General features: G+C 30.8%; 29 protein-coding genes and 1 other annotated feature. Of the genes, 1 reads left to right on the top strand and 28 read right to left on the bottom strand.

The window, feature by feature from the left end:
* Window positions 1-86: 86 nt before the first annotated feature.
* From typA to JOC62_RS12685, 15 genes are all read right to left on the bottom strand, one after another.
* Window positions 87-1,913: a translational GTPase TypA gene (gene typA, locus JOC62_RS12755; protein WP_204595664.1), complete on the bottom strand. Its 1,827-nt coding sequence runs from the start codon at window positions 1,911-1,913 to the stop codon at window positions 87-89.
* A gap of 176 nt (window positions 1,914-2,089) precedes the next feature.
* The gene (locus JOC62_RS12750) at window positions 2,090-3,757 is read right to left on the bottom strand and encodes a ribonuclease J (RefSeq protein ID WP_204595663.1); all 1,668 of its coding nucleotides are present in this window, start codon (window positions 3,755-3,757) and stop codon (window positions 2,090-2,092) included.
* Between the two features lie 73 nt (window positions 3,758-3,830).
* Complete coding sequence (locus JOC62_RS12745) at window positions 3,831-4,292, bottom strand: Fur family transcriptional regulator (RefSeq protein WP_204595662.1); 462 nt, start codon at window positions 4,290-4,292, stop codon at window positions 3,831-3,833.
* Window positions 4,293-4,314: 22 nt separating this feature from the next.
* The gene (locus tag JOC62_RS12740; protein ID WP_204595661.1) at window positions 4,315-4,575 is read right to left on the bottom strand and encodes a DUF1292 domain-containing protein; all 261 of its coding nucleotides are present in this window, start codon (window positions 4,573-4,575) and stop codon (window positions 4,315-4,317) included.
* A 76-nt stretch (window positions 4,576-4,651) separates the two neighbouring features.
* Window positions 4,652-5,068, bottom strand: coding sequence for a Holliday junction resolvase RuvX (ruvX, locus tag JOC62_RS12735; RefSeq protein WP_204595660.1), 417 nt, complete (start codon window positions 5,066-5,068; stop codon window positions 4,652-4,654).
* Between the two features lie 46 nt (window positions 5,069-5,114).
* Window positions 5,115-5,372 (bottom strand): IreB family regulatory phosphoprotein, encoded by a 258-nt coding sequence (locus tag JOC62_RS12730; protein WP_039315650.1) that lies wholly within the window; start codon window positions 5,370-5,372, stop codon window positions 5,115-5,117.
* A gap of 145 nt (window positions 5,373-5,517) precedes the next feature.
* A complete protein-coding gene (gene alaS / locus JOC62_RS12725; protein WP_204595659.1) occupies window positions 5,518-8,163 on the bottom strand; it encodes an alanine--tRNA ligase in 2,646 nt (881 codons plus the stop codon).
* Between the two features lie 48 nt (window positions 8,164-8,211).
* Window positions 8,212-8,390, bottom strand: a binding site (T-box leader).
* Window positions 8,391-8,480: 90 nt separating this feature from the next.
* Window positions 8,481-9,512 carry an AI-2E family transporter gene (locus JOC62_RS12720; RefSeq protein WP_204595658.1) on the bottom strand — a complete coding sequence of 344 codons (1,032 nt, stop codon included), beginning with the start codon at window positions 9,510-9,512 and terminating at the stop codon, window positions 8,481-8,483.
* On the bottom strand, window positions 9,496-9,990 hold the full coding sequence (locus JOC62_RS12715; RefSeq protein ID WP_204595657.1) for a PRC-barrel domain-containing protein: 495 nt from the start codon (window positions 9,988-9,990) through the stop codon (window positions 9,496-9,498). The genes JOC62_RS12720 and JOC62_RS12715 overlap by 17 nt, the downstream gene beginning before the upstream one ends.
* Window positions 9,991-10,121: 131 nt before the next feature.
* Window positions 10,122-11,201, bottom strand: coding sequence for a tRNA 2-thiouridine(34) synthase MnmA (mnmA, locus tag JOC62_RS12710; protein ID WP_204595656.1), 1,080 nt, complete (start codon window positions 11,199-11,201; stop codon window positions 10,122-10,124).
* Between the two features lie 8 nt (window positions 11,202-11,209).
* Complete coding sequence (gene nifU / locus JOC62_RS12705) at window positions 11,210-11,644, bottom strand: Fe-S cluster assembly scaffold protein NifU (protein ID WP_204595655.1); 435 nt, start codon at window positions 11,642-11,644, stop codon at window positions 11,210-11,212.
* A gap of 2 nt (window positions 11,645-11,646) precedes the next feature.
* Window positions 11,647-12,828 (bottom strand): cysteine desulfurase NifS, encoded by a 1,182-nt coding sequence (gene nifS / locus JOC62_RS12700; protein WP_204595654.1) that lies wholly within the window; start codon window positions 12,826-12,828, stop codon window positions 11,647-11,649.
* 2 nt (window positions 12,829-12,830) lie between these two features.
* Complete coding sequence (locus tag JOC62_RS12695) at window positions 12,831-13,283, bottom strand: RrF2 family transcriptional regulator (protein WP_204595653.1); 453 nt, start codon at window positions 13,281-13,283, stop codon at window positions 12,831-12,833.
* A gap of 459 nt (window positions 13,284-13,742) precedes the next feature.
* Complete coding sequence (locus tag JOC62_RS12690; protein ID WP_204595652.1) at window positions 13,743-15,017, bottom strand: replication-associated recombination protein A; 1,275 nt, start codon at window positions 15,015-15,017, stop codon at window positions 13,743-13,745.
* 144 nt (window positions 15,018-15,161) lie between these two features.
* Window positions 15,162-15,428: a hypothetical protein gene (locus JOC62_RS12685; RefSeq protein ID WP_204595651.1), complete on the bottom strand. Its 267-nt coding sequence runs from the start codon at window positions 15,426-15,428 to the stop codon at window positions 15,162-15,164.
* A 124-nt stretch (window positions 15,429-15,552) separates the two neighbouring features.
* On the opposite strand from JOC62_RS12685, the gene JOC62_RS12680 reads away from it, so the two are divergent.
* Window positions 15,553-15,882, top strand: a complete 330-nt coding sequence (locus tag JOC62_RS12680) for a thioredoxin family protein (protein WP_204595650.1) — start codon at window positions 15,553-15,555, stop codon at window positions 15,880-15,882.
* Window positions 15,883-15,956: 74 nt separating this feature from the next.
* Here JOC62_RS12680 and JOC62_RS12675 read toward each other — a convergent pair whose 3' ends face one another.
* The 13 genes from JOC62_RS12675 to acpP form a co-directional block, all read right to left on the bottom strand.
* Complete coding sequence (locus tag JOC62_RS12675) at window positions 15,957-16,370, bottom strand: hypothetical protein (protein WP_204595649.1); 414 nt, start codon at window positions 16,368-16,370, stop codon at window positions 15,957-15,959.
* A gap of 120 nt (window positions 16,371-16,490) precedes the next feature.
* Window positions 16,491-16,904, bottom strand: a complete 414-nt coding sequence (locus JOC62_RS12670; protein WP_204595648.1) for a HutP family protein — start codon at window positions 16,902-16,904, stop codon at window positions 16,491-16,493.
* A 36-nt stretch (window positions 16,905-16,940) separates the two neighbouring features.
* Window positions 16,941-17,900, bottom strand: a complete 960-nt coding sequence (locus JOC62_RS12665; RefSeq protein WP_204595647.1) for a DUF4003 family protein — start codon at window positions 17,898-17,900, stop codon at window positions 16,941-16,943.
* A 140-nt stretch (window positions 17,901-18,040) separates the two neighbouring features.
* Complete coding sequence (locus JOC62_RS12660; protein ID WP_204595646.1) at window positions 18,041-18,856, bottom strand: acetyl-CoA carboxylase carboxyltransferase subunit alpha; 816 nt, start codon at window positions 18,854-18,856, stop codon at window positions 18,041-18,043.
* Window positions 18,849-19,718 (bottom strand): acetyl-CoA carboxylase, carboxyltransferase subunit beta, encoded by an 870-nt coding sequence (gene accD, locus JOC62_RS12655; RefSeq protein WP_204595645.1) that lies wholly within the window; start codon window positions 19,716-19,718, stop codon window positions 18,849-18,851. The genes JOC62_RS12660 and accD overlap by 8 nt, the downstream gene beginning before the upstream one ends.
* On the bottom strand, window positions 19,711-21,063 hold the full coding sequence (locus JOC62_RS12650) for an acetyl-CoA carboxylase biotin carboxylase subunit (RefSeq protein WP_204595644.1): 1,353 nt from the start codon (window positions 21,061-21,063) through the stop codon (window positions 19,711-19,713). The genes accD and JOC62_RS12650 overlap by 8 nt, the downstream gene beginning before the upstream one ends.
* A 9-nt stretch (window positions 21,064-21,072) precedes the next feature.
* Window positions 21,073-21,495 carry a 3-hydroxyacyl-ACP dehydratase FabZ gene (gene fabZ / locus JOC62_RS12645; protein ID WP_204595643.1) on the bottom strand — a complete coding sequence of 141 codons (423 nt, stop codon included), beginning with the start codon at window positions 21,493-21,495 and terminating at the stop codon, window positions 21,073-21,075.
* 2 nt (window positions 21,496-21,497) lie between these two features.
* On the bottom strand, window positions 21,498-21,986 hold the full coding sequence (gene accB, locus JOC62_RS12640; protein ID WP_204595642.1) for an acetyl-CoA carboxylase biotin carboxyl carrier protein: 489 nt from the start codon (window positions 21,984-21,986) through the stop codon (window positions 21,498-21,500).
* An 11-nt stretch (window positions 21,987-21,997) separates the two neighbouring features.
* On the bottom strand, window positions 21,998-23,236 hold the full coding sequence (gene fabF, locus JOC62_RS12635; RefSeq protein WP_204595641.1) for a beta-ketoacyl-ACP synthase II: 1,239 nt from the start codon (window positions 23,234-23,236) through the stop codon (window positions 21,998-22,000).
* Between the two features lie 16 nt (window positions 23,237-23,252).
* The gene (fabG, locus tag JOC62_RS12630; protein ID WP_204595640.1) at window positions 23,253-23,993 is read right to left on the bottom strand and encodes a 3-oxoacyl-[acyl-carrier-protein] reductase; all 741 of its coding nucleotides are present in this window, start codon (window positions 23,991-23,993) and stop codon (window positions 23,253-23,255) included.
* Window positions 23,994-24,002: 9 nt separating this feature from the next.
* On the bottom strand, window positions 24,003-24,947 hold the full coding sequence (gene fabD, locus JOC62_RS12625) for an ACP S-malonyltransferase (RefSeq protein ID WP_204595639.1): 945 nt from the start codon (window positions 24,945-24,947) through the stop codon (window positions 24,003-24,005).
* Complete coding sequence (fabK, locus tag JOC62_RS12620; RefSeq protein WP_204595638.1) at window positions 24,940-25,878, bottom strand: enoyl-[acyl-carrier-protein] reductase FabK; 939 nt, start codon at window positions 25,876-25,878, stop codon at window positions 24,940-24,942. The genes fabD and fabK overlap by 8 nt, the downstream gene beginning before the upstream one ends.
* Before the next feature lie 156 nt (window positions 25,879-26,034).
* Window positions 26,035-26,259, bottom strand: a complete 225-nt coding sequence (gene acpP / locus JOC62_RS12615; RefSeq protein ID WP_204595637.1) for an acyl carrier protein — start codon at window positions 26,257-26,259, stop codon at window positions 26,035-26,037.
* Window positions 26,260-26,312 lie beyond the last annotated feature (53 nt).

Raw genomic sequence — 26,312 nt, 5'->3', positions numbered from 1 at the left:
ATATATAAAAGTAAATAGCCAGTATTTAGGCTATTCACTTTATTATAATACTTTTTTTTCAATTTATAAAGATAAAATTAGGGTAATTACTTCTTACTTCTGCTTGTTCTTCTTCTTCTTTCAGCACTATCTAAGATAGTTTTTCTCATTCTTACATTTTGTGGAGTTACTTCAACTAATTCATCGCTATTAATGAATTCTAAAGCTTTCTCTAGAGTCATCTTTATTGGTGGCACTAATTTAACTGCATCATCAGCACCTGATGATCTTGTATTTGTAAGTTTCTTACCTTTACATACATTTATATCTATATCTTCCGCTCTTCCACATACTCCAACGATCATTCCTTGATATACTGGCACACCAGCATCTATAAATAATGATCCTCTTTCTTGAGCATTAAATAATCCGTATGCAATAGCATCTCCTTGTTCAAATGATACTATTGATCCTCTACTTCTTCCTGGAATCTCACCCTTAAATGGTGCATATCCATGGAATACGTGATTCATTATACCATTACCTTTTGTATCTGTCATGAATTCATTTCTAAATCCAATAAGGCCTCTAGCAGGTATTACAAATTCTAGTCTAGTATAACCATTTACTGCTGATGTCATATTAACCATTTCACCTTTTCTTGGTCCAAGCTTTTCCATTACAGGTCCCATGAACTCTTCAGGTACATCTATAGTTAAGTATTCCATTGGTTCTACTTTCTTTCCGTTTTCTTCTTTGAAGATAACGTTAGCTTTTGATACTTGTAATTCGTATCCTTCTCTTCTCATTGTTTCGATTAATACTGAAAGGTGTAATTCTCCTCTACCTGAAACTTCAAAACAATCTGGAGTTATTTCTCTAACTCTTAAACTTACATTTGTTTCAAGTTCTTTCATTAATCTATCTCTTAAGTGTCTTGAAGTTATGAAATCTCCTTCTTGACCTGCAAATGGTGAATCATTTACCATGAAGTTCATGCTAAGTGTTGGCTCATCAATTTCTACAAATGGAAGAGCTTCTGGATTTTGTGAATCAGCTATTGTTTCTCCAATATTAGCATCACCTACACCACTTAAAGCTATTATATCTCCGATTGAAGCACTTTCAACTTCTTCTCTCTTTAATCCGTTATATCCAAATAATGATGTAGCTTTATAATTTGATATACTTCCATCTTGTCTTACTAAAACTATAGGTTGGTTCTTTTTAACTGTTCCTCTATGAATCTTACCAATTGCTATTCTACCAACATATTCATTTGAATCTAATGTTGTAACAAGCATTTGTAATGGTCCATCTGCATATCCTTCTGGACATGGAACACGTTCTAAAATTGTATCAAATAAAGGTGTCATATTTTCATTTGTATCTTCTACATTATGTCTTGCAAAACCATCTCTTGCTGAAGCATATATTATTGGGAAATCTAATTGTTCATCATCAGCTCCTAATTCTAAGAATAATTCAAATACTTCATCGATAACAGCTTCTGGTCTAGCATCTGGCTTATCTATCTTATTTATAACAACTACTGGTCTTAATCCTAATTCTAATGCCTTCTTAAGAACGAATTTAGTTTGAGGCATTGGTCCTTCATATGAGTCAACAACTAATAATACTGAGTCAACCATTTTAAGTACACGTTCAACTTCTCCACCAAAGTCAGCATGTCCTGGAGTATCAACAATATTGATTTTTACGCCATTGTAATGTACTGCAGTATTCTTTGAAAGGATTGTGATTCCTCTTTCTTTTTCTAAGTCGTTTGAGTCCATAGCTCTTTCTTGTACTTTTTCATTTGATCTAAAAGTATGGCTATCTTTTAATAATGCGTCTACTAAAGTAGTCTTACCATGGTCAACGTGGGCTATGATAGCTATATTTCTAATATCTTCTCTTTTAATTAATTCCATTATATTCCTCCACTTTTTAGCTTTACTTTTGTTATTCTTTCTATGTAAACCTATAATATTTTTTTTCAAAAAGAAAATTGGATACTTGTGTACCCAATTCTCGCACTAATTTATATTCTAATCTTTACTTTTTAAAAAGTCAATATAAATGATTGCTAAATGAACCACTTATTTAATTAAATTTCCATTATTATTGGAAGTATCATAGGTTTTCTCTTAGTCTTTTCATATAAGAAGTTTCTAAGTTCATCCCTAATTCTACTCTTTATAGTTGCCCAATCAGTAATTTTTGACTTTTCACATTCACTTAAAACTGCCTTAACAATTTCTCTTGCATCATCCATAAGTCCCTCTGATTCTCTTACGTATACAAAACCTCTTGAGATTATATCAGGACCTGCAATAACTGATGCACTCTCCCTATCTAAAGTTACGACAACTGTTAATATACCATCTTGTGAAAGATGTTTTCTGTCTCTTAAAACTATATGACCAACATCTCCTACACCTAATCCATCAACAAGTACTTGACCTGATGTTACAGATCCATTTTTCTTTATTGAATTACGTGTTATTTCAATTTGATCTCCTGTTTCTGGTAATACATAGTTTCTTGGATTTAATCCAACGCTAACAGCAAGCTCTGCATGTTGCTTTAAATGTCTATACTCACCGTGCACAGGTATAAAGAATCTAGGTCTTACTATAGTTTGTATAAGCTTTAATTCTTCTTGACAAGCATGACCTGAAACGTGAACATTCTCATCAGAACCGTATATAACTTCTGCACCTTTTTTAAATAATTGATTTATAACCTTTGATACTAATTTTTCATTACCTGGTATTGGAGTTGCTGATATTATAACAGTATCCCCTTCAACTATTGTAATTTTTCTATGCTCAGAAGCTGCCATTCTAGCAAGAGCTGACATTGGTTCTCCTTGGCTTCCAGTAGTTATAATAACTATTTCTTCATTTTTGTATTTTTGTGTTGCATCAATTGTTATTAAAGTATCTTTTTGTAATTTTAAATATCCAAGATCTATCGCAACTTGAACAATATTTTCCATACTTCTACCAGATACTGCAACCTTCTTATCATACATTTCTGCTGCAGTTATTATTTGTTGAATTCTATGAATATTTGATGCAAAAGTAGCAACTAAAATTCTACCCTTTGCTCTTCCAAATAATCGTTTTAAAGTGTCACCAACTACACTTTCTGATTTAGTATAACCTGGACGCTCTACATTTGTAGAGTCTGCCATCATTACAAGCACACCTTTTCTTCCAAGTTCAGCAAGTCTTGCAAAATCTGTTCTAGCACCATCTATTGGAGTATGATCTATCTTAAAATCTCCTGTGTGTAGAACAACTCCAAGTGGAGTGTGTATTGCTATTGCAACTGAATCAGCTATTGAGTGATTAGTTTTAATAAATTCAACCGTTACATTTTGTAATTTTATTTTATCCTTAGGTTTTACTCTAAATAATTTTGTAGTAGCTAGAAGTCCGTGTTCTCTTAGCTTTGTTTCTACAATTCCTAGAGTAAGTTTAGTTCCATATATAGGTATATCCAATTGTTTTAAAACATATGGAAGTGCTCCTATATGATCTTCATGTCCGTGAGTTAAAAATATCCCTCTAATTTTATCTTTGTTTTTTAATAGGTATGATATATCTGGTATAACTATATCTATTCCATACATATCAACATCTGGAAACTTCAAGCCGCAGTCTATAATTACGATATCATCTTTATATTCTACAACTGTAAGGTTTTTCCCGATTTCATCTATTCCACCTAAAGGAATGATTTTAACCTTAGCTCTTTCATTCTTCATATTTCCCCTCCTTATTTAAAATATGTATAAACAAAGGATGTCATCTCTTTTATATTTGAGAGGATTCCTTTAATTATTCTTTATTTTTCTTCATACACTCTTCACAGATTCCAAAGAATTTTACACTATGATCTTGTATTTTAAACCCATATTTTGTTTCTATTCTTTGTTCTAATTCATCTAATAAATCTTCTTCAACTTCAAAAACTTTGTTACATTGATTGCATATTAAATGGTGATGTCTATGTTCTTCATCTTGGTGAATAATTTCATATCTACTACATCCGTCGCTTAAATCTAATCTAGATAATAATTTCACTTCCTCAAGTAATAATACTGTTCTATAAACTGTAGCTAAGCCTATTTCAGGACAATCTTTTTTTACCTCATCATATATTTCTTCGGCAGTTAAATGTTTGCCTTCATTTTTTATTATAGTATCAACTATAGCTCTTCTTTGAGGAGTTAATTTATATCCTTTTTTCTTTAAATCTTCTTTAAGTTCTTGCATATCCACTGAAATTAAGCTTCCCATTTACAACACCTCTTTCCATGTTCTAATCTTCTTGCATTAATAAATTATAAGCTTCTTCTACCATTGCAAATTCAGCTTCATCTTCTATATTTATAAGGTTATCGCTTCCATCTTCATCCTTTTCAACTTTAAGAACTACTGCTTCATCTCCCTCTTCATCAGCTGGAGTTAAAACTACATATTCACTATTTAAATCATCTATCTTAAAAAAGCTAATCACTTTAAATGATAACTCATTTCCCTCTTCATCTAATAAATCAATGTATTCTATATCTTTTTCCATATTTATTCTCTCCTTTTTCTTTATTTTAATTACTATAGTAAAGTATTGTCAATAATTATTTTTAATTAATAATTATTTAACGCTTTGATATTCTATCTAAATATCCTTGTAAAATATAGGTTGCTGCTACTTTATCAACTATCTTTTTTCTTTTTCCTCTTGATAAATCAGCCTCAAGCATTGCCCTATGTGCTGCAACAGTTGTAAGTCTTTCATCCCAAAATACTATTTCTAAATCTATAGACTCTTTTAATAATTCACTGAATTCTTGTATCTTTTCTCCTGCAAATCCAATTGAACCATCCATATTTTTAGGTAATCCAATAACTATAGTTTCTACAGAATACTCATTACATATTCTCTTTACAGCTTCTACATCTTCACTTTTTTTAGTTCTTCTTATAGTTGTTATTCCTTGTGCAGTAAATCCTAAAGGATCTGAAATAGCAACCCCAACTGTTTTTTGCCCAACATCTAATCCTAATATTCTCATATTATCTCCTTGAAAATAAAAAGTGCCCTTCAACAGGGCACTTTTTTTATTTTATCTCTAAATAAGATTTTATAACTTCTTCAAGAATTTCATCTCTTTCAAGTTTTCTTACTAAAGCTCTTGCTCCGTTGTAATTTGTAATGTAAGTAGGGTCTCCTGATATTAGATAACCAACAAGCTGATTAATTGGATTATACCCCTTCTCTTGAAGCGAATTATAAACCTCAGTTAAAATGGCTTTTGTTAGCACTTCTTTATTTTTTGATAAATCAAATTGCATTGTATGCTCTAAATTATTACTCATATTCTATGCTGCTTTCCTAGCAGCTCACCCCCTTACCTTATTGTTAAAGGAAATTTATATATATTATTAATAGTAATCTCCATATTTATTCTTTTATATTCATATCTTATAAAATAATTATAACCCATATCTTTTTAAAAGTACACTATTTTACTAAAGTTTCAATTACATAATATGATTTATCGATAGCTTCATTTATTTTTTCAGGAAGCTTTCCACCAGCTTGAGCCATGTCAGGTCTTCCACCTCCACCGCCACCAACTACTGATGCTACTTCTTTAATTATTTTACCACAATGAATTCCTGATGCTACTGCATCTTTACTTGCCATTGCAACTAGATTTACCTTATCACTTACTTTACTTATTAATACAACTACTGATTTTGGAGCCTTATTTCTTATCTTATCCCCTAAGTCTCTTAATGCATTTCCATCAACATCTTCTAATGCATATGCTATTGCAGTAATACCATTTATATCTCTAGCTGAATTTAATATATCATCTTCAGCACCGCTTGTAAGTTTTGATTTTAATTCTGCAATTTCTTTTTCTTTTTCTTTTATTTCTGCTGTTTGAGTAGAAATCTTATTTATTATTTCTTTTTCATTACATTTTAATGCAACACATGCTTCCTTTAGCATTTTTTGCTTCTCTTCAACATACTTTATTGCTGCAAATCCTGTTAATGCTTCTATTCTTCTTACTCCTGCTGCAACTCCAGCTTCATTAACTATTTTAAATAATCCAATTTCCCCTGAGTTTAAAACGTGAGTTCCTCCACAAAGTTCCATTGAATAATCTCCAACTGATACAACTCTAACCTTATCTCCATATTTATCATCAAATAAAGCCATAGCACCCTTTTCTCTTGCCTCTTCTAATGTCATAAGATCTGTATCAACGCTATATACTTCCATTATCTTTTCATTAACTAAATTTTCTGCTTTTTGAAGCTCTTCTTCAGTTAAGCCTTGGAAGTGAGTAAAGTCAAATCTTAATCTTTCATCATCAACAAATGATCCAGCTTGGTTAACATGATCTCCTAAAACTTCTTTTAGTGCTTCATGTAGCATATGAGTTGCTGTATGATTTTTACGTATATTATTTCTTCTCTTTACATCTATCTTTAATTCTGCTTCTTCATTTAATTTTACTATTCCATTATTGATTTTTACATAATGAATAGTTTTTCCACCAACATTATTCTTAGTGTTATATACATAAGCTTCAAAATCATGACCCTTTATAGTACCCTTGTCACCTACTTGACCTCCCATTTCTGCATAGAAAGGTGTCTTGTCAGTAACAATATATCCTTTTTGTCCTTCTTTTAATTCTTCTACAACTGCTTCATCTGTTGCTAAGAATACTATCTTTCCAACAGCTTCATTCTTGTCATATCCTACGAATTCACACTCTATATCACTATCAACTAAATTTATTGGTGTTTCTTCACTTCCCATGTAAGTGAATTCTCCTCTAGCACTTCTAGCTCTTTCTCTTTGCTCTTGCATTTCTTTATCAAAAGCTTCTCTGTCTATTGTGATATTTTTTTCTTCTAATATTTCTTCTGTTAATTCATAAGGGAATCCATAAGTATCATATAACTTAAATGCTTTTTCTCCACTTAATACATTCTTATTTTCTTTTTCTAGTTCTTCAATGTATCCTAAAAGTATTCCCATTCCTGAATCTATTGTTTCATTAAATCTTTCTTCTTCCAATGTAACAATTTTTTCAATGTAATCTTTTTTAGCAATAAGTTCATCATATTCAACGCCATAGTTTTCAACTACTGATTCTACTATATCCTTTAAGAATAATTCTTTTATTCCAAGAACTCTTCCATGTCTTGCAGCTCTTCTTAGAAGTCTTCTAAGTACATATCCTCTTCCTTCATTACTTGGCTGAACACCATCTGAAATCATCATAGTAACTGACTTAACGTGGTCTGTTATTATTCTAAGTGATACATCTTTTGTAGCGTCTTCTCCATATCTAACACCTGCAAGTTCTGAAACTCTACCTAATATATTTTTAACAGTATCTATTTCAAATATATTTTCAACACCTTGCATTAATGTAGCAAGTCTTTCAAGACCCATTCCTGTATCTATGTTAGGATTTTGTAATCTTTCATAATTACCTTTTCCATCTCCATCAAATTGTGTAAATACTAAGTTCCAGAATTCTATTATTCTATCTTCATCACTAGCCTTTACAAATTCTTCAGCAGTCTTAACTGGTTCTACATCTACACCTCTCTCAAAGTGAATCTCTGTACATGGACCACATGGACCTGCACCATGTTCCCAGAAGTTATCTTCTTTTCCAAGTCTAAATATTCTGCTTGTATCTATATCAGTTTTGTTTTTCCATATTTCAAATGCTTCATCATCATCTAAATATATTGTTACATATAATTTATCCTTTGGCATTTTTAATACTTCTGTTATGAATTCCCAAGCCCATGGAATTACTTCTTCTTTAAAATAGTCTCCAAAAGAGAAGTTACCAAGCATTTCAAAGAAAGTACCGTGTCTTGAAGTCTTACCTACATTCTCGATATCTCCTGTTCTTATACATTTTTGGCATGTTGTAATTCTCTTCTTTGGTGGTTCTTGTAAACCTGTGAAATATGGCTTAAGTGGTGCCATACCTGCATTAATTAATAATAAACTCTTATCATTTTTTGGAACTAAAGGAAAACTCTTTAGTCTTAAATGATCCTTACCTTCAAAAAATCTTAAATAAGCTTCTCTAAGCTCATTTGTTCCCATATACTTCATATATCTTACCTCCATTACAATAAAAAAAGCCCTCATCCCAGAATATAAACAAGGGACGAAAGCTAACTCTTCCGCGGTACCACCCTAATTATGTAAAATTAATTTACATCTCTTTAAATGGTTATAGCTCATGGGTAGCTTCAAAATGATCTATTTAGAAGTTTTCACCATCCACTTCCTCTCTAAAAAACAAATTCAAATCTACTCATCCCAGTCATAGCTAAATATTCAATTTACTAAAGAAATTATATTTTATATACTTAAATATGTCAATATTTTTAATAATTATTTGTTGTTTTTCTACAAATATACATATGTTAAAACAAGTAGTAATTTAGATCATCATATATTACCTTTAGTATTACCCCTATAGGTACAGCTAGAATCATCCCTGCTACGCCTCCAGCCTTCTCACCTATTAGTAATAATATGATAATTATTAGAGGGTGTATGTTAGTACTATCTGCTGTTATTTTTGGAGCTAATATATTTCCTTCTATCTGTTGAATTACTAATATTCCAATCACAACCCACAAAGCCTTAACCGGAGAATCAACAAAGGCTATCAGAACAGCTGGTATTCCTCCAAAAAATGCTCCAAAATATGGTACAATGTTAAATACTCCATTTATTATGGATAGTATGAGAGGAAATTTAACACCTAAAGATAAAAATAAGATAAAACACATAACTCCAGTTGCTAAAGAAAGCATCACTTGACTTATTATATATCTTTCAAGAAGTAAATTTACATCATTTATGATTTCTCTAGTTATATTTCTTTTTTCAATAGGGATTAATAAATACATTTTATTTGATACACTATCTCCATCAGATAAAAAATAGTATGCAACTATAGGTATAATTGCTATTGATACTATATTACTTGTAAAGTTTATAATCCAGTTTATAGCACTGTGAGATAATGCCATGATACCGCCCCATAACTTTACTTCTAATTCTTCATATATTGTAATTGCAATGGATGAGTCATTTGCTTTTATTTTTTCTCCTATATTATTCAAGTAATCTGATAGTTCATCTATTATAGTTACGGAGTTACCCATTTCTTTCATAAATTTTGGTATTAATATTGAAAATAATAATACTATTAAAAAGCATATCCCAAGCATAACTATAAGTGTTGATGTTCTCTTTGATATCATCCATTTATCAGAAAGAAAATCTCTTAGTGGCTTTAGAACGTAAGCTAATATTGCTGATATAATTATTATATTTACTACATCTCTAAATACACTCCAATTAAAATATAAAACTACCGCTAGGATTAAGAAGATTACTATAAATATTCTTATCATTAATGATTTATTTTTAATTGGAAATCTCATTTTTCTCTCCCTTTCTAGGCATAGCTTTTAACGTTACACCACTTTTGCCAATATATAATATATATTCTTCACCTAAAATGCATTCATTTACAAGCAAAATATCTTTTCCTTTTAAAAGTCTTTCTATGACCCCAGTACTAACCAGTATACCCTTAATTGAAAAATCATTTTCTTCAATTATCAGATCTTCCATTACCCCTCTTATATCACCATTTAAATCAATTATCTCCATACCTTTAACACTCTTTAACTTAAGCCCACCCCCTTGAATACTTTTTCTTACGACAATGTCTTTATCTATAGATATAATATCCTCACAATTAATGAAGTTCTTTTTAGAGAATAACGAATAATTAGAAATATTAATTCCAATGATTTTTCCTTCAAAAAAGTTAATAAAAAGGTCCTCTACAATTCCTATTTTTTTACCATTAACATCATAAACACTCTTCATATAGAAATCCTTGCTTCTAAGCATAATTAACCCTCCTAACCTTAATATACTTAGCTTACCCATTATTTCCATTTTTAAACTTAAAGATAAAATATATTGATACATTAATTGTATATAAACAAAAAAGACTAGAGAAAATTCTCTAGTCTTAAAATTTATGCTAATCCTTCGATTATTCCACCGCCAACAACAATTTGGCCATCATAAAACACTACTGATTGACCTTTTGTTATTGCTCTTTGCTTATCTTTAAATGACACCTTAATCTTTCCATTTGGAAGAGGTGAAATTACTGCATCTGCAGGTTTTGCTGCATATCTAACCTTTGCTTGAACATTCATATCACCCTTTAATTCATCAAAGGGAATAAAGTTTACATCCTTTGCAACTAAATCTGTTTTAAAGATAGATTCTTCAGATCCTAAAACAACTTCATTAGTCTTAGGTCTTATATCTGTTACAAATACAGGCTTTCCAAGTGCTATTCCAAGACCTTTTCTTTGACCTATAGTATAGTATACTATTCCTTTATGTTGTCCTAGTATATTACCTTTACTATCTACAAAATTACCTGGTTTAACTGCCTTTGGACGCTCTTCTTTTATAAATCTTCCATGATTATTATCAGGAATAAAACATATTTCTTCACTGTCTTTCTTATTATGAACAGCTAGCCCTATCTCTTTTGCAATTTCTCTTATTTTATCTTTAGTGAATTCACCACATGGCATTAATGTATGTGCTAATTGATCTTGCGTAAAATTATATAAAGCATATGTCTGATCTTTTCTATCATCATCAGATCTTATTAAAAGATGTCTTCCATCTCTTTCTTCAATCTTCGCATAATGACCTGTCGCAACATACTCTGCACCTATTCCTCTTGCTTTTCTTAGAAGTTCATCAAACTTTAAGTGTTTATTACAAGCAATACATGGATTTGGTGTCTTTCCATCTATGTATTCTTGGACAAAATATTTAATTACATTCTCTTTAAATGAATCTTTGAAGTTTAATACGTAGAAAGGTATATCTAATTTTTCACAAACTCTTCTAGCATCCTCTACAGATGATAGAGAACAGCATCCACCTTCTTTTTCTTCGTATTCTTTATCTCCTTGCCAAAGTTTCATAGTAATGCCTATTACATCATATCCTTGTTTCTTTAAAAGGTAAGCAGCGACGGAGCTATCAACTCCGCCGCTCATACCTACAACAACCTTTTTCTTTTCCATTATATCACCTATTCTTCTCCGTGAATGTGGTCGTGTAAATCGTCTCCGTGCTCTTCAAAATCCCAAGCTTCTAAACCTTCTTTTTTTCTATAGTCGTTTATAGCTTTGTGGATTGCTTCTTCAGCTAAAACTGAACAGTGCATTTTTACTGGTGGAAGTCCATCTAAAGCTTCTGCAACTGCTTTGTTTGTAAGTTCCCAAGCTTCTTCAATTGTCTTTCCTTTAATTAAATCTGTAGCCATTGATGATGAAGCTATTGCTGATCCACAACCAAATGTTTCAAACTTAGCATCTAAAATCTTATTATCTTCTATCTTAAGATATACTCTCATGATATCTCCGCATTTAGCGTTTCCAACTTCTCCTATACCATTTGCATCTTCTATAATTCCTACATTTCTTGGATTTCTAAAGTGATCCATTACCTTTTCACTATATATCATAATTAATTTTCTCCCTTCTTAATAAAGTCAGTCCATAATGGTGACATCTTTCTAAGTCTTTCTATAATTGGTGGTACAACTTCTAAAACATAATCTACGTCTTCTTCAGTTGATCCATCACCTAATGTTAATCTTAATGATCCATGAGCTTTTTCATGAGGTAATCCTATAGCAAGTAATACATGTGAAGGATCTAATGATCCAGATGTACAAGCACTACCACTTGATGCACATACTCCTTCAAAGTCTAATGAAAGTAGTATTGATTCTCCTTCTATGAATTCAAATGAAACATTTACGTTACCTGGAAGTCTCTTATCTCCTCTTGGTCCATTTAATCTTGTATAAGGAACTCTTAATAAGCCTTCTATTAATCTATCTCTTAGAGCAGTCATGTTCTTAGCATGTTCTTCTAAGTTGTTTGTTGCAAGTTCAATCGCTCTTCCAAGTCCAACTATTCCAGCTATATTTTCTGTTCCAGCTCTTCTATTTCTTTCTTGACCACCACCGTGGATTAGGTTGTGTATTCTAACACCTTTTCTTACATAAAGTGCGCCTATTCCCTTTGGTCCATAAATCTTATGACCTGCAAGTGATAATAAGTCAATATTCATATCTTTAACGTCTATTTCAACATTTCCAATTGCTTGAACTGCATCTGTATGGAATAGAATCTTTTTATCTCTACAGATCTTACCAATTTCTTTTACCGGCTCTATTGTACCAATTTCATTGTTAGCAAACATTATAGATACTAATATTGTTTTATCTGTAATTGCATTTTTAAGATCTTCTATTCTTATAAAGCCTTCTTCATCAACATCTAAGTAAGTAACTTCAAAACCTTGCTTTTCTAAGTATTGGCAAGTATGTAATACAGCATGGTGTTCTACTTTAGTTGTTATGATATGATTTCCTTTGTTTTTATAAGCAGCACAGACACCTTTTATTGCCCAGTTATCTGCTTCTGATCCACCACCTGTGAAGTATATTTCACTCATATCAGCATTTAAAGCTTTAGCAACTTGACCTCTAGCTTTATCTACTGCCATCTTTGTTTCTCTTGATATTCCATAGAATGAAGATGGGTTCCCGAATTTATTAGTGAAGTATGGAAGCATTTCTTCTAAAACTTCTGGTTTAACGTATGTTGTTGCAGCATAATCCATATATACTGATCTCATTTCTATTCACCTCTATCTACAAGATTTAACTCTTGATTCTTTTTCTTTATAATTTCATAATCATTAACTATATCTTCAAGTGTTATTGATTCCATAACACTATCAATGCTATCTTTTATTTTTTTCCAAAGAATCCTAGTTGCACAGCAATCTATATTGTTACATTCTGAACCATCTATACAATCTGCCACTTCAATAGGACCTTCTAAAACATACATAATATCTGATACCTTTATATATTTAGGTTCTTTATTAAGCACATACCCTCCTTGAGCACCTCTTATACTTTTTATAAGCTTTGCTTTTCTAAGGGGACTAAAAAGTTGTTCTAAATAATATTCAGATATATTTTGTCTCTTTGATATTGTTTTTATTGATACTGGCGCTTCTCCATAGTTAATTGCAAGATCAACCATAGCCTTTACACCATATCTTCCTTTTGTTGAAAGTTTCATTGATTCACCCCTTAAAGTAGAGTAACTTACTACGATTTATGATTATATCTTACCAAAGCACTCGGTTATTGTCAATAAAGTTATGTAAATAATTTATGAAAAGTTATTATATATATTTCATAATAGTATAAATTGCTATACTGCATATTTTAAAGTATCTTTATAAATAAGAAATTACTATGAATACAACTTATACAAATGATAAATTTAATTAATATCATAATACAAATAATCTAATAGATTTATGTAATAATTCTATTAGAAAATAAACTTCAATAGTTTTCTACACTCATTAAATTAATAGTGTTTAGTAATTAAAGTTACTATATACGACATAAATAAAAGTGAGTACTAACACTATTTAATTTGTTAATACTCACTTTATTTTTAATTTGTACTATCTTAATTATTTAATACTATTATAAATACACATTAAATTCATTTTTATCATATTTAATATTATTTCTTTTCCTTTATACCCTTCCAATAGTTATCAATACCCTTTTCAAATTTATTATCTCCCGGAGTATAATATTTTTTATTTTTTATATTATTAGGTAAGTATTGCTGTTCTATATAGGAGCTTTCATAATTATGAGGATATTTATATTCTATCCCTCTTCCAAGACTCTTTGCCCCACCATAATGAGCATCCTTTAATGTGTTTGGTATATCATCTATTTTCATAGTTTCTAAATCTTTTAAAGCTGAATCTATAGCTACATAAGCTTTATTTGATTTAGGACTAGTAGCTAAGAGTATCGTTGCTTCAGCAAGGGGTATTCTAGCTTCAGGAAATCCAAGCTCCCTTGCAGAATCAACTAAAGATTTTACTATCATAGCAGCTTGTGGATATGCAAGGCCTATATCCTCACTTGCAATAACTTGAAGCCTTCTACATATAGATATTAGATCTCCAGCCTTAATAAGTCTTGCTAAATAATGAATTGAAGCGTTAGGATCACTTCCTCTTATAGACTTTTGGAATGCACTTAATATATCATAGTGACTATCACCTTTCATATCATAAGCTACAACCTTTGTCTGAGTACTTTCTATAGCCACATCTAAATCTATTATTATTTCTCCATTTTCATTAGGATTAGTTGAATTTATTGCAACTTCAAGTCCATTTAATGCTTTTCTAACATCACCATTAGAAGCTGCTGCAAAATATCTATATCCATCATCACTAACTATTATTTTTAAATTTTCATAATCTTCTTCTTCAATTAATACAGCTCTCTTTAATGCATCAATTACATCTTCCTCATCTAATGATTTAAATTCAAATATAGTAGATCTACTTAAAAGGGCCTTAAAAATATAATGATAAGGATTTTCTGTAGTAGATGCTATTAAAGTTATTCTCCCATCCTCTATGTATTCAAGAAGAGACTGTTGTTGTTTTTTATTAAAATTTTGAATCTCATCTAGATAAAGAACTACTCCATCTCTACCCATGAAGGTATCTAATTCTTTTCCTATTTCTTGTATATCCTTTAACGAAGCAGTAGTTGCATTTAACTTATAAAACCTTTTATTTATTTTATTAGAAATAATATTTGCAACTGTAGTCTTTCCAACTCCAGGTGGTCCATAAAAAATCATATTATTTATAGTTCCACTCTTAATTATTCTATTTAAAATTTTATTTTCTCCTAGTATATGCTTTTGACCAAATACTTCACTTAATTCATTAGGTCTTATTTTTTCAGCTAATGGTTTACGCATTCTTTCCACTCTTTTCTAAACTTAATATTAAATAATTATATCATAATTATTTAATATTATATCTAGCTTATATTGCAAATCCATTTCTTATATTAACTATATCTTTATATTAATTATACTGTTAATTGCTGTAATAGTTATATATTAATATAACCTAGGATATGGACTAATATAATTTTTATAAATCATATTTAATATCTCTGGATCTGTTCTTTCTATTACTTCATAAGTAAAACCACAATATAAAAGTCCTCCTATAGATAAAGATTTAAGTTCTGTATCTGTAAGAGATATAGTTAAAATACCACCTCCTATGAGAGAATACATTGCAATCCTTTCTTTTGCACAAAAATTTTTAACCTTTTTCTTTATTCTTCTTGGCGTTGGTACAGTTATTGCTTTTATAATCATAATCCACCTATATTTATTATTCTTAACTCTATTTATATTTGTATATGTGAAGATTTATTATAAACTTATATAAATTAATTCTTCATTGACACCTATGATAATATTAAGTAAAGGAGATGTTTATATGGTTATAGTAAATGATGAAAAAACTATTGAAGATTTATTAAAAAAGAAGGGAATAACTTTACTTTATTTTTCTTCACCAACATGCAGCGCTTGTGGTGCAATAAAAGAAAAACTTGAAGTGGCATTAAAGAATTTTCCTAAAATATCTGCTTATGAAATACCACCTTTTAATACAGATGAAATTTTAGCAAGCTTTAGTATATTTACTTTTCCTGCGATACTATTATATATAGATGGAAAAGAATATATAAGAGAGGCAAGATACTTTAGTGTAGAAAATTTAATCAAAGATATAAATAGATATTATGAATTATGTAATGAAGAATAGTAAAGCTATGATATATTTATATAATAAAAAAAAATTAAATACCCTATGGTAAAATTACCATAGGGTATTTTTTCTTATTCTACTTGAGTTAAAAGTCTTTTTAAAACATCCATCATTTTATTTTCAGTTATTTCATCATTACCTACAACAAGAATTCCTCTAACATCATTATCTGAAAGGTCCCACTTATATGTTACAAATCTAATTTTACTTTCTTCTGGTAGGAATTCTTCTATTTCCATAGCAATTTCTTCTGCACTGGCCATATACTCTTCAAATAACGTATCTTCATCAAGTTCTTCTATGTTATATGATGAATCTATCTCTTCATTTAATAGTTCTACTGGAATACTTAAATTATAAGCACAAACATCCTCTCTCTTAGTTCCTTTGCTCATATCTTTAAGAACCTTAAATTCTGTATTTTCTTCTATGTTTTCTCCAATTTCTTTTGTATCTAATATTTTATTTCCAAAAACAATATACACTATGTTTCCTTCTTTCTATTTTAATTTAAGATAAGTAAACTTTATCAAATAATCTTTATGTAATCAAGAAATTTTATTTATATAAATAAACAAACTCAAGGATACCCTTGAGTTCATATGCTACATTGGAATTGCTCTATGTCCAATTCCAATAACTACTTCATCTAAATGAAGAAGACCTATACTTAGAAAAATACAAACTGATATATGCTCTCCTCTTCTAGCTATACCAATCTTCCCACCAACATTTTGACCACTTGCTCTAGTTTGAACTTGCATTAAAGCATCTCTAGTTGCACCTATTATAGCTCCTTCATGAATATGTTCTTCTCTTATTAAATTATTTCTTTTAGAAGCAACAAGTGCTCTTTCTAAGATAGTATGAATAGAATCATTGATATTCCCACCAATATTAACTGCAGTTACTAGATAATCACTTTTCTTATATTTTAATTTTAAAACTTCCTCTTCATCTCTAGTTGAAATTGCCATTCTTGTAGCAATCTTTGCTACTTCTGTACTAGTATTTCTCATCCTTACGTTCTCCATTCCCTAAGGGAAGATTATGATTTATAAGATAATTGAAAAGGCTATATACTCCTCTATAATATATATAAGATCATCTTCTTCCTCAGTATCTACATCTATTATATCACCTTTAATGTATTCTAGATATCTCATCAATACAATACACAACGATATTTTAAAAATATTTTTTTCAGATATTCCCTTGCTATTAAAATCTTTTTTTTCTTTTAGCATGTCGTATATACCACATACTCCTTTAGCAAAAACTTCATCTTCCCTTACAAAGCTTGAAGCTAATCCCAGAAGAGGATATACATCTTCTTCTATAAAATTATAGCTATCTATAAGATTGCACCTAATATTAAGTACCTTCTCAATTTTTTTCTCTATATCTGAATTTGTAATAAGTAAAGACAAGTAAAAAGAATCAAGACTCTTAACTTCCTTTAAATTTATCTTTCCTATTTTTGAGTCAATATTTTTTATATCTTGAACTATCTCATTAATTTCTTTATCTATTGCCGTCAGATACACATATACTATGTAATCCTCTTTCATGAAGAAATCATACTTCTCTTCATTAATAACTTCTTTTATTTCAAATAATCTATTTAATTTTTTTTCTAATTCCTCACCGTTAAATCTTTTAGATAGTAAAAACGCTGTATAAAGAGTTTCTTTATTATCTTTAAAACCTCTATCTACTAATGAAGAATTTATATATTTGGTATTTAAAAAGACCTCCTTATAGTCTTTTCTACCATTCATAAGAATAGAGAAAACCTTTTTAAACTCTCCTCTGAATTTAGAATTAAATTTAGTGTTCTTTCTAATATACTTTCTTATATCCTTTATTCTAGTTTCATTAATTTCTTCATCACAACCATTTGCTATTAAAGATGCTAGACAATTTAAATCTTTTCCATCCCATCTTAAATTCTTTTTAAATTCATTGTTTAGTTCAATAAAAATTCTTACTTTCTCTTTCAGCTCAATATCCATTTCATCATCCTCATAAAATTTTTGCATTAAATATTAAATAATATATAATTATATATTATTTCTAATACGATACAACTGTCAATAAATTTCAAAAAAAGAATTAGAATAATTAACTATTCTAATTCTTTTTATTTAAATTTTTATAAATTTTTCCCAAAGTTTCTAAATTTATTGTATCTTTTTTCTAAAAGCTCATCTTCATTAATTCCTTTTAATTTATCAAGCTCTAATAATATTGCTCTTTTAAAACCATTTGCCATACGCTGTGGATTTTTATGAGCTCCTCCATGAGGCTCTCTAACTATAAAGTCTATAATGTTAAACTCTCTTAAATCTTCTGCTGTAATTTTCATAATCTCAGCAGCTTCTGAAGCTCTTTCACCGTCTTTCCATAAGATAGATGCGAATCCTTCAGGAGATAGTATTGAATATATTGAATGTTCAAGCATACCTACAGAATCTCCAACTGCAAGAGCTAGTGCTCCACCACTTCCACCTTCGCCTGTAATTATTGATACTATGGGAGTTTTAAGCTTACTCATTTCAAAAAGATTCATAGCGATAGCTTCACCTTGACCTCTTTCTTCAGCATCTACTCCACAGAAAGCTCCTGGAGTATCTATAATGCATATAACAGGTCTTTTAAATTTTTCAGCTTGCTTCATAAGTCTCAATGCTTTTCTATAACCTTCTGGCCTTGGCATACCAAAGTTTCTTTCTATATTTTCTTTAGTATTTTCACCTTTAGTTATAGCTATTACAGTTACTGGTCTGCCTGATATTTCAGCAATGCCACCTATTATAGCACTATCATCTCCAAAATTTCTATCTCCGTGGAATTCTATAAATTCATCAAAGATATTTTCTATATAAAATTTACCTGTTGGTCTATCTTTGTGTCTTGCGATAGATACTTTATCCCATGCTTTCATCTTTCTTGCCATTCTTCTATTCATATCTATTCACCTCATGTAATCTTAGTATCTTATATACACAAGTTCTTAATTCTTCTCTGTTTACTATCTTATCAACAAAGCCTTTCTCTAAGAGAAATTCTGCTTTTTGAAAATCATCTGGTAATGTTTCTTTAATAGTGTTTTCAATTACTCTTCTTCCTGCAAATCCGATTAATGCATTAGGTTCACTTAATATTACGTCACCTTCCATTGCAAAACTTGCAGTAACTCCACCTGTTGTTGGGTCTGTAAGTACAGTAATATATAGAAGTCCTTCTTCACTATGTTTTGCAAGAGCTGCACTAACTTTTGCCATCTGCATAAGAGAAAATATTCCCTCTTGCATTCTAGCCCCTCCTGAAGTTGTAAATATAATAACAGGAAGCTTATGCTTTATAGCAAATTCAATCATTCTAGTTAGCTTTTCACCAACAACAGTTCCCATACTTCCCATCATAAAGAAACTATCCATTATTCCAGCACAAATTCTTATTCCATTAACTAAACCAGTTCCTGTTACAACAGCTTCTCTGCTTTTAGTTCTTTTCTTAGCATCCTCTAACTTCTTTTCATATCCTTCAAAGTCTAGAGGGTTTCTTGTACTTAAATCTTTATCAAATTCTTCAAAAGAATTATCATCAAAAAATAATTTTACTCTATCATGAGCCTTAAGTCTAAAATGATGATTACAATTAGTACAAACATATTTGTTTTTAACTAAATCTTCATGATATATTATCGAGTGACATCCGTCACATTTAGTCCACATGCCAGATGGGATATTTGGCTTTATATCTGACTCTATATTTATTTTTTTAACTGTTCCATAATTCTTCTTTTTATTAAATAAATCCTTAAGCATACTTATTCACCATCTTATTTCCTAAAAATGCAGTATCATAATCTCCATTTAAAAATTCTTCCATCTCTAAAAGTGAATATTGGAATTCTATATTTGTCTTAACTCCACCAATCCCAAACTCACTTAATGCTCTTTTCATTCTTATTATAGCTTCGTCTCTATTTTCTCCATAAGCTATAAGCTTTGCAAGCATTGAATCATAGCAATGAGGTATCTTATATCCACAATAAATTGCAGAATCAAGTCTTATTCCAAGCCCACCTGGTATATATAATTCATTGATAAGTCCTGGACAAGGTCTAAAATCATTTTCAGGATCTTCAGCGTTAATTCTACATTCTATTGCATGACCTTTTATCTTTATATCCTCTTGAGTAAAGCTTAAAGGTTCTCCACTTGCTATTTTAAGTTGCTCTTTTAAAAGGTCTACTCCTGTTACCATTTCAGTTATAGGATGTTCAACCTGTATTCTTGTATTCATTTCCATGAAATAATAATTGAAGTCTTTATCTACTAAAAATTCTATTGTTCCTGCATTTTTATAATTACAAGCCTTAGCAGCTCTCTTTGCAACTTCTCCCATTTCAGCTCTAAGTTCTTCACTTAAAATTGTAGATGGAGCTTCTTCTAATACTTTTTGATTTTTTCTTTGTAATGAACATTCACGTTCACCTAAATGCACTACATTTCCATGCTCATCTGCAAGTATTTGAAATTCTATATGTCTTGGTCTTTCAATAAACTTTTCAATATATAAAGTATCATCACCAAAACAAGCTAATGATTCTGATTTAGCAGTATTATATCCCTTTCTAAATTCTTCATCATTTCTTGCTATTCTGATACCTTTTCCGCCACCACCTGCAGCAGCTTTTATCATAATAGGATATCCTATATTTTTTGCAATATCTAATGCATGATCTTCATTTTCTATAGTTCCTTCAAAACCTGGAACAACAGGAACATCTGCACTTTTCATTAATTCTCTAGCTCTTGCTTTATTTCCCATAAGCTCTATAGATGTGTAATCTGGTCCTATAAATTTAATATTACACTCACTACACATCTTTGAAAACTTAGCATTTTCTGAAAGGAATCCAAACCCTGGATGAATAGCATCAGCACCAGTTAAAACACATGCACTTAATATGTTTTTTATGTTTAGATAACTATCTTTTGCAGGATATGCCCCAATACAAATTGCTTCATCAGCAAGTTGTGTGTGAAGAGCTTCTTTATCTACTTCAGAATAAACAGCAACAGTTGCAACTCCAAGTTCTCTGCATGCTCTAATTATTCTTACAGCTATCTCTCCTCTATTTGCAATTAATACTTTCTTAAACATATACTTCACCTATCCTATAGCAAACATTATTTCTGCTTCACATACTTTCTTTCCATCTACTTTAGCTACACCTTTTCCAATTCCTACAGGACCTCTAAGCTTTATAATTTCGCAAGTTAATTCTAATTTATCTCCTGGTACTACCTTTTGTCTAAATCTCACCTTATCAGCTCCAGCAAAAAGTGGAATTTTACCTTTAAACTCTTCTTTTGTAAGAAGAGCTACTGCTCCAACTTGTGCTATAGCTTCAAGTATTAAAACTCCTGGCATAACAGGTTCTTCTGGAAAATGACCTTGGAAAAACTGCTCATTTGCAGTTACATTCTTATATCCAGTAACACTTTTCCCTTCTTCCATTTCTACAATTCTATCAACAAGTAAAAATGGATATCTATGAGGTAATATTTCTTTTATTTCTTTTATTCCCATCATAATTAGATATCCTCCCTTATCTTAAATAATGGAGTACCATACTCTACCATATCTCCATCTTTAACTAAAACTTGAACTATACTTCCTGAAACTTCACTTTCTATTTCGTTCATAAGTTTCATAGCTTCAATTATACAAAGTACTGATCCTTTTTTAACATTATCTCCAACTTTTACAAAACTATCACTATCTGGTGAAGGTGATCCATAAAAAGTTCCAACCATTGGTGACGTAACTACTGTTCCTTCGATGTCTTGAGGTTCTTCTTTATCGGTTTCCTTAACTTCATCTATTACTTCACTTATCATTTTTTCTGAATGAATCTTCTCTGTTATAGCTTCACTCTTAACTTCTTTGCTTGGTGATACATTTACTCCTCTAGTTAAAGATTTATCCATTTTTATATGAGAATCTCCACTTTTATACTCAAAGTATGCAAGCTCTGAAGTATTTATAAGCTCAATAAGTTCCTTCACTTCGTTAATATTCATAAAATAGCCTCCTATTTTTCATTCCACTTCTTAAATAATAATGTTGCGTTATGTCCTCCAAATCCTAATGAATTTGTTAAAGCATAATTTAACTCTTTATGTCTTCCAACATTAGGTACGCAATCTAAATCACATTCTTCATCTTTTGTTTCATGACCAATTGTAGGAGGTATGAAACCATCTCTTAATGCTTCTATACATATTATAGCTTCTATAGCTCCTGCTGCACCTAAAAGATGACCTGTCATTGATTTAGTTGATGATACAGGTATCTTGTATGCCAAATCTCCAAAAGCTCTCTTTATAGCTACTGTTTCAAATTTATCATTTAAAGGAGTTGATGTTCCATGTGCATTTATATATGATACTTCTTCTGGTTTTATTGATGCTTCTTCCATAGCTTCAACCATAGCACGACATGCCCCTTCTCCTTCTGGATCTGGCGATGTAATATGATAAGCATCACAAGTGCTTCCATATCCAACAATCTCAGCTAATATATTAGCACCTCTCTTTTGTGCTGACTCTAAGCTTTCAAGTACTAATATTCCAGCTCCTTCACCAATTACAAAACCACTTCTATCTTTATCAAATGGAATTGATGATCTCTTAGGATCATTTGATGGATTTAAAGCCTTAAGACTTGCAAATCCTTCTATTCCAATCTTAGTTACTGGCGCTTCTACTCCACCTGCAAGCATTACATCTACATATCCATGTTTTATTTGTCTAAATGCTTCTCCTATTCCATTTGTTCCTGTAGCACAAGCTGTAACTACTGCAGTTGATGGTCCTTTTAATCCATATCTTATAGATATATTACCAGCTGCCATATTGCTGATTGCCATAGGTATGAAAAATGGTGATACTCTCTTTGAACCTGTAGCCATCTTTGTTATTTCAGTTTCAATAGTTTGGAATCCTCCAATACCTGAACCAACAAGTACCCCAATTCTATTCTTATCCATATTTTCTAAATCTAATCCTGATGATTTAATTGCTTCATCAGCACAAGCTAATGCAAATTGAGAATATCTATCTAATCTTTTACTTTCTTTTTTACCTAAAATTTCAGCTGGATCAAAGTTTTTAACTTCTCCTGCTACCTTTACACTAACTTCATCTTTATTTACTAAAGTTACATAATCTATTCCAAGCTTACCTTCTTTAGCGTTAGCCCAAAACTCTTCTACGCTATTTCCTATAGGAGTTAAAGCTCCCATTCCTGTAATTACTACTCTTCTTTCCATAAAAAAATCCTCCGCCCTACATTACCATTCCGCCATCGACATTCATTACTTGACCAGTTACATATGATGCATCATCTGATGCTAAAAAAGCTACCATATTTGCAACATCTTCTGGATTACCAAGTCTCTTTAGCGGTATGTTCTTTTTAGCTTCCTCTTTAAATTTTTCTCCTAAAACTTCTGTCATATCAGTATCAATAAATCCTGGTGCTACAGCATTAACTGTAATACCTCTACTTCCAACTTCCTTAGCTAATGATTTTGTCATTCCAATAACACCAGCTTTAGATGCTGCATAGTTTATTTGACCTGCATTTCCTACTATTCCAACAACTGATGAAAGATTAACTATTCTACCGGATTTTTGTCTTACCATAATTGGAGTTATAGCTTTCAAGCAGTTAAATACACCTTTTAAATTTACATCAATAACACTATTAAAATCTTCATCTTTCATTCTCAGTATTAATGTATCTTTCGTAATACCAGCATTATTTATCATTATATCAATAGCTCCAAATTTCTCTTTTGCAGATTTTATCATTTCTTCTACAGCTTTGCTATCGCTTATATCACATTTATATAAGAAGACTTCCACTCCCATACTTAAAAGTTCTTCTTGTACTTTTAAAGCTTCCTCTTCATTACTTCTATAATTTAAAACAATATTTGCACCAAGAGAAGCTAGCTTTTTAGCTATAGCCCTTCCTATTCCTCTTGAAGCTCCTGTTACTATTGCACATTTATCCTTTAACATAAAAACCTCCTAAACATTTCCCTTTAAATCTTCTATAGTTTTATTTAATGATTCCATATTTTCTACATTATAGACTTTGGCTTTTCTGTCAATCTTCTTAACAAACCCTCTAAGTGCCTTACCTGGACCTACTTCGATGAATGTATCAACACCTTTGTCTAACATGTCTCTAATTGTTTTCTCGAATAATACCGCTGTTTTTATATGTTTTCTTAAAAGTTCTTTTAAATCATCCCCATCACTATATGGAGCTCCTAAAACATTTGAATAAACTATTTTGTTAAAGTTATTAAACTTAACCTTTTCAAGTTCTTTTAAAAATTCTAAACTTGCTCCTTCAAGTAATGAACTATGGAAAGGTCCACTAACATTTAAAATAACTCCCATTCCACTAAGTTCTTTAGCTATTTTTACTGATTCTTCTATAGCATTATTTTCACCTGATACAACAACTTGACCCGGGCAATTATAATTTGCGCCTTCTATGATTCCAAATTCTGAAGCTCTTTTTATAAGCTCTTCTACTTTTTCATCATTTAATTTTAAAATGGCAGCCATCTTTCCAAGTCCCTTCGGAAGTGAACTACCCATTATTTTTCCTCTTTCACGAACAAGCTTTAATCCGTCTGAAAAATTCAAAGATCCTCCATAAATTAACGAACCATACTCGCCAAGAGATAAACCTGTAGTAAAATCTCCTTCTATTCCATTTACTTCTAATGCTTTAGCTGCTGCAAGAGATGTTAATAAAATTGCTGGTTGTGCATTTTCAGTTAATTTTAATTCTTCTTCTGTACCATTAAATATTAAATTTTTAATATCCATTTCTAATGCAGCTTCACCTTTATCAAAAACTTCTCTGCATTCTTCTATATTTTCGTATAAATCTTTTCCCATTCCTATATATTGAGAACCTTGGCCTGCAAATAATATAGCAATATTTTTACTACTCATATACCCCTCCAACTGTATCAAGAGCAACTTTAGCTCCATTCATTAAGTCCTGTATTATATCATAACAACTTTCTTCTTTATTAATTAAACCTGAAACTTGCCCTGCCATTACAGAGCCATTTATAACATCCCCATCTCTAGCCGCTCTTGGTAGAGATCCTCTTCCAAGTGCCTCTAACTCTTCTACTGTACCATTATCTTTTTCAAGCTTTTGGAACTGTCTAGATAACTTATTTTTAATTACTCTAACTGGATGTCCTGTTGATCTTCCTGTTACATCTGTATCTATATCCTTTGCACCTAAAACTTTATCTTTGTAATTTTGATGTACTGTACACTCCTTAGCAACTAAGAATCTTGTTCCTACTTGAACTCCAAGTGCACCAAGCATAAATGATGCTGCAACTCCTCTTCCATCTGCAATTCCGCCAGCTGCAATTACTGGTATATTTACCGCATCAACAACCTGTGGAATTAATGCCATTGTAGTTAATTGTCCAACGTGTCCCCCTGACTCCGTTCCTTCTGCTACTACTGCATCTGCACCCATCTTTTCCATTCTTCTTGCTAAAGCAACTGATGCAACAACTGGTATAACTTTTATACCATTCTCTTTCCACATCTCCATGTACTTACCTGGGCTTCCAGCACCTGTAGTAACAACTGACACTCCTTCTTCACATACAAGTTTTGCAACTTCATCTGCATGTTCAGACATAAGCATTATATTTACTCCAAAAGGTTTATTTGTAAGCTTTTTAGCTTTTCTAATTTCATCTCTTATCCATTCAATTGGTGCTGTTCCTGTAATTAATCCAAGACCACCAGCTTCACTTACAGCTGCTGCTAATGATGCATCTGCAATCCAAGCCATTCCACCTTGTAATACAGGATACTTGATACCTAACATTTCACAAACTCTATTACTCATTAAAGTTCCTCCTAAAATTCACCTATACAGTTATAAATTCATTTATAATATAAGCAAAATCGGGTTCTAATACTAAGCCCCCGATTTTTGATTATTGAAAATATTCTGTTAACTCTTTACAAAACCACTATGAGCAACAGATCTTACTCTTAAATACTAGTTGTTTTTCTTTTTTTCTACGTAATCAACTGCATCTTTGATGCTCTTTATGTTTTCAGCATCTTCTAATTGAATACCAAACTTTTCTTCTATTTCGATTACTACTTGGAATAAATCTAATGAATCTGCTCCTAAATCTTCGAAAGTTGTTTCTAATGTTACTTCACTTTCCTCTACTCCTAATTGTTCACAAACTACTTCTCTAATTTCTTCAAATATCATAATAAATACCTCCATAATTTACACTTTAATTTTTATTTTTTATTTCAAAGCTC

Source organism: Clostridium sardiniense, assembly GCF_016907995.1.
GTDB classification, from domain to species: domain Bacteria; phylum Bacillota; class Clostridia; order Clostridiales; family Clostridiaceae; genus Clostridium; species Clostridium sardiniense.
This window is presented reverse-complemented; position numbering and strand designations above follow the sequence as displayed.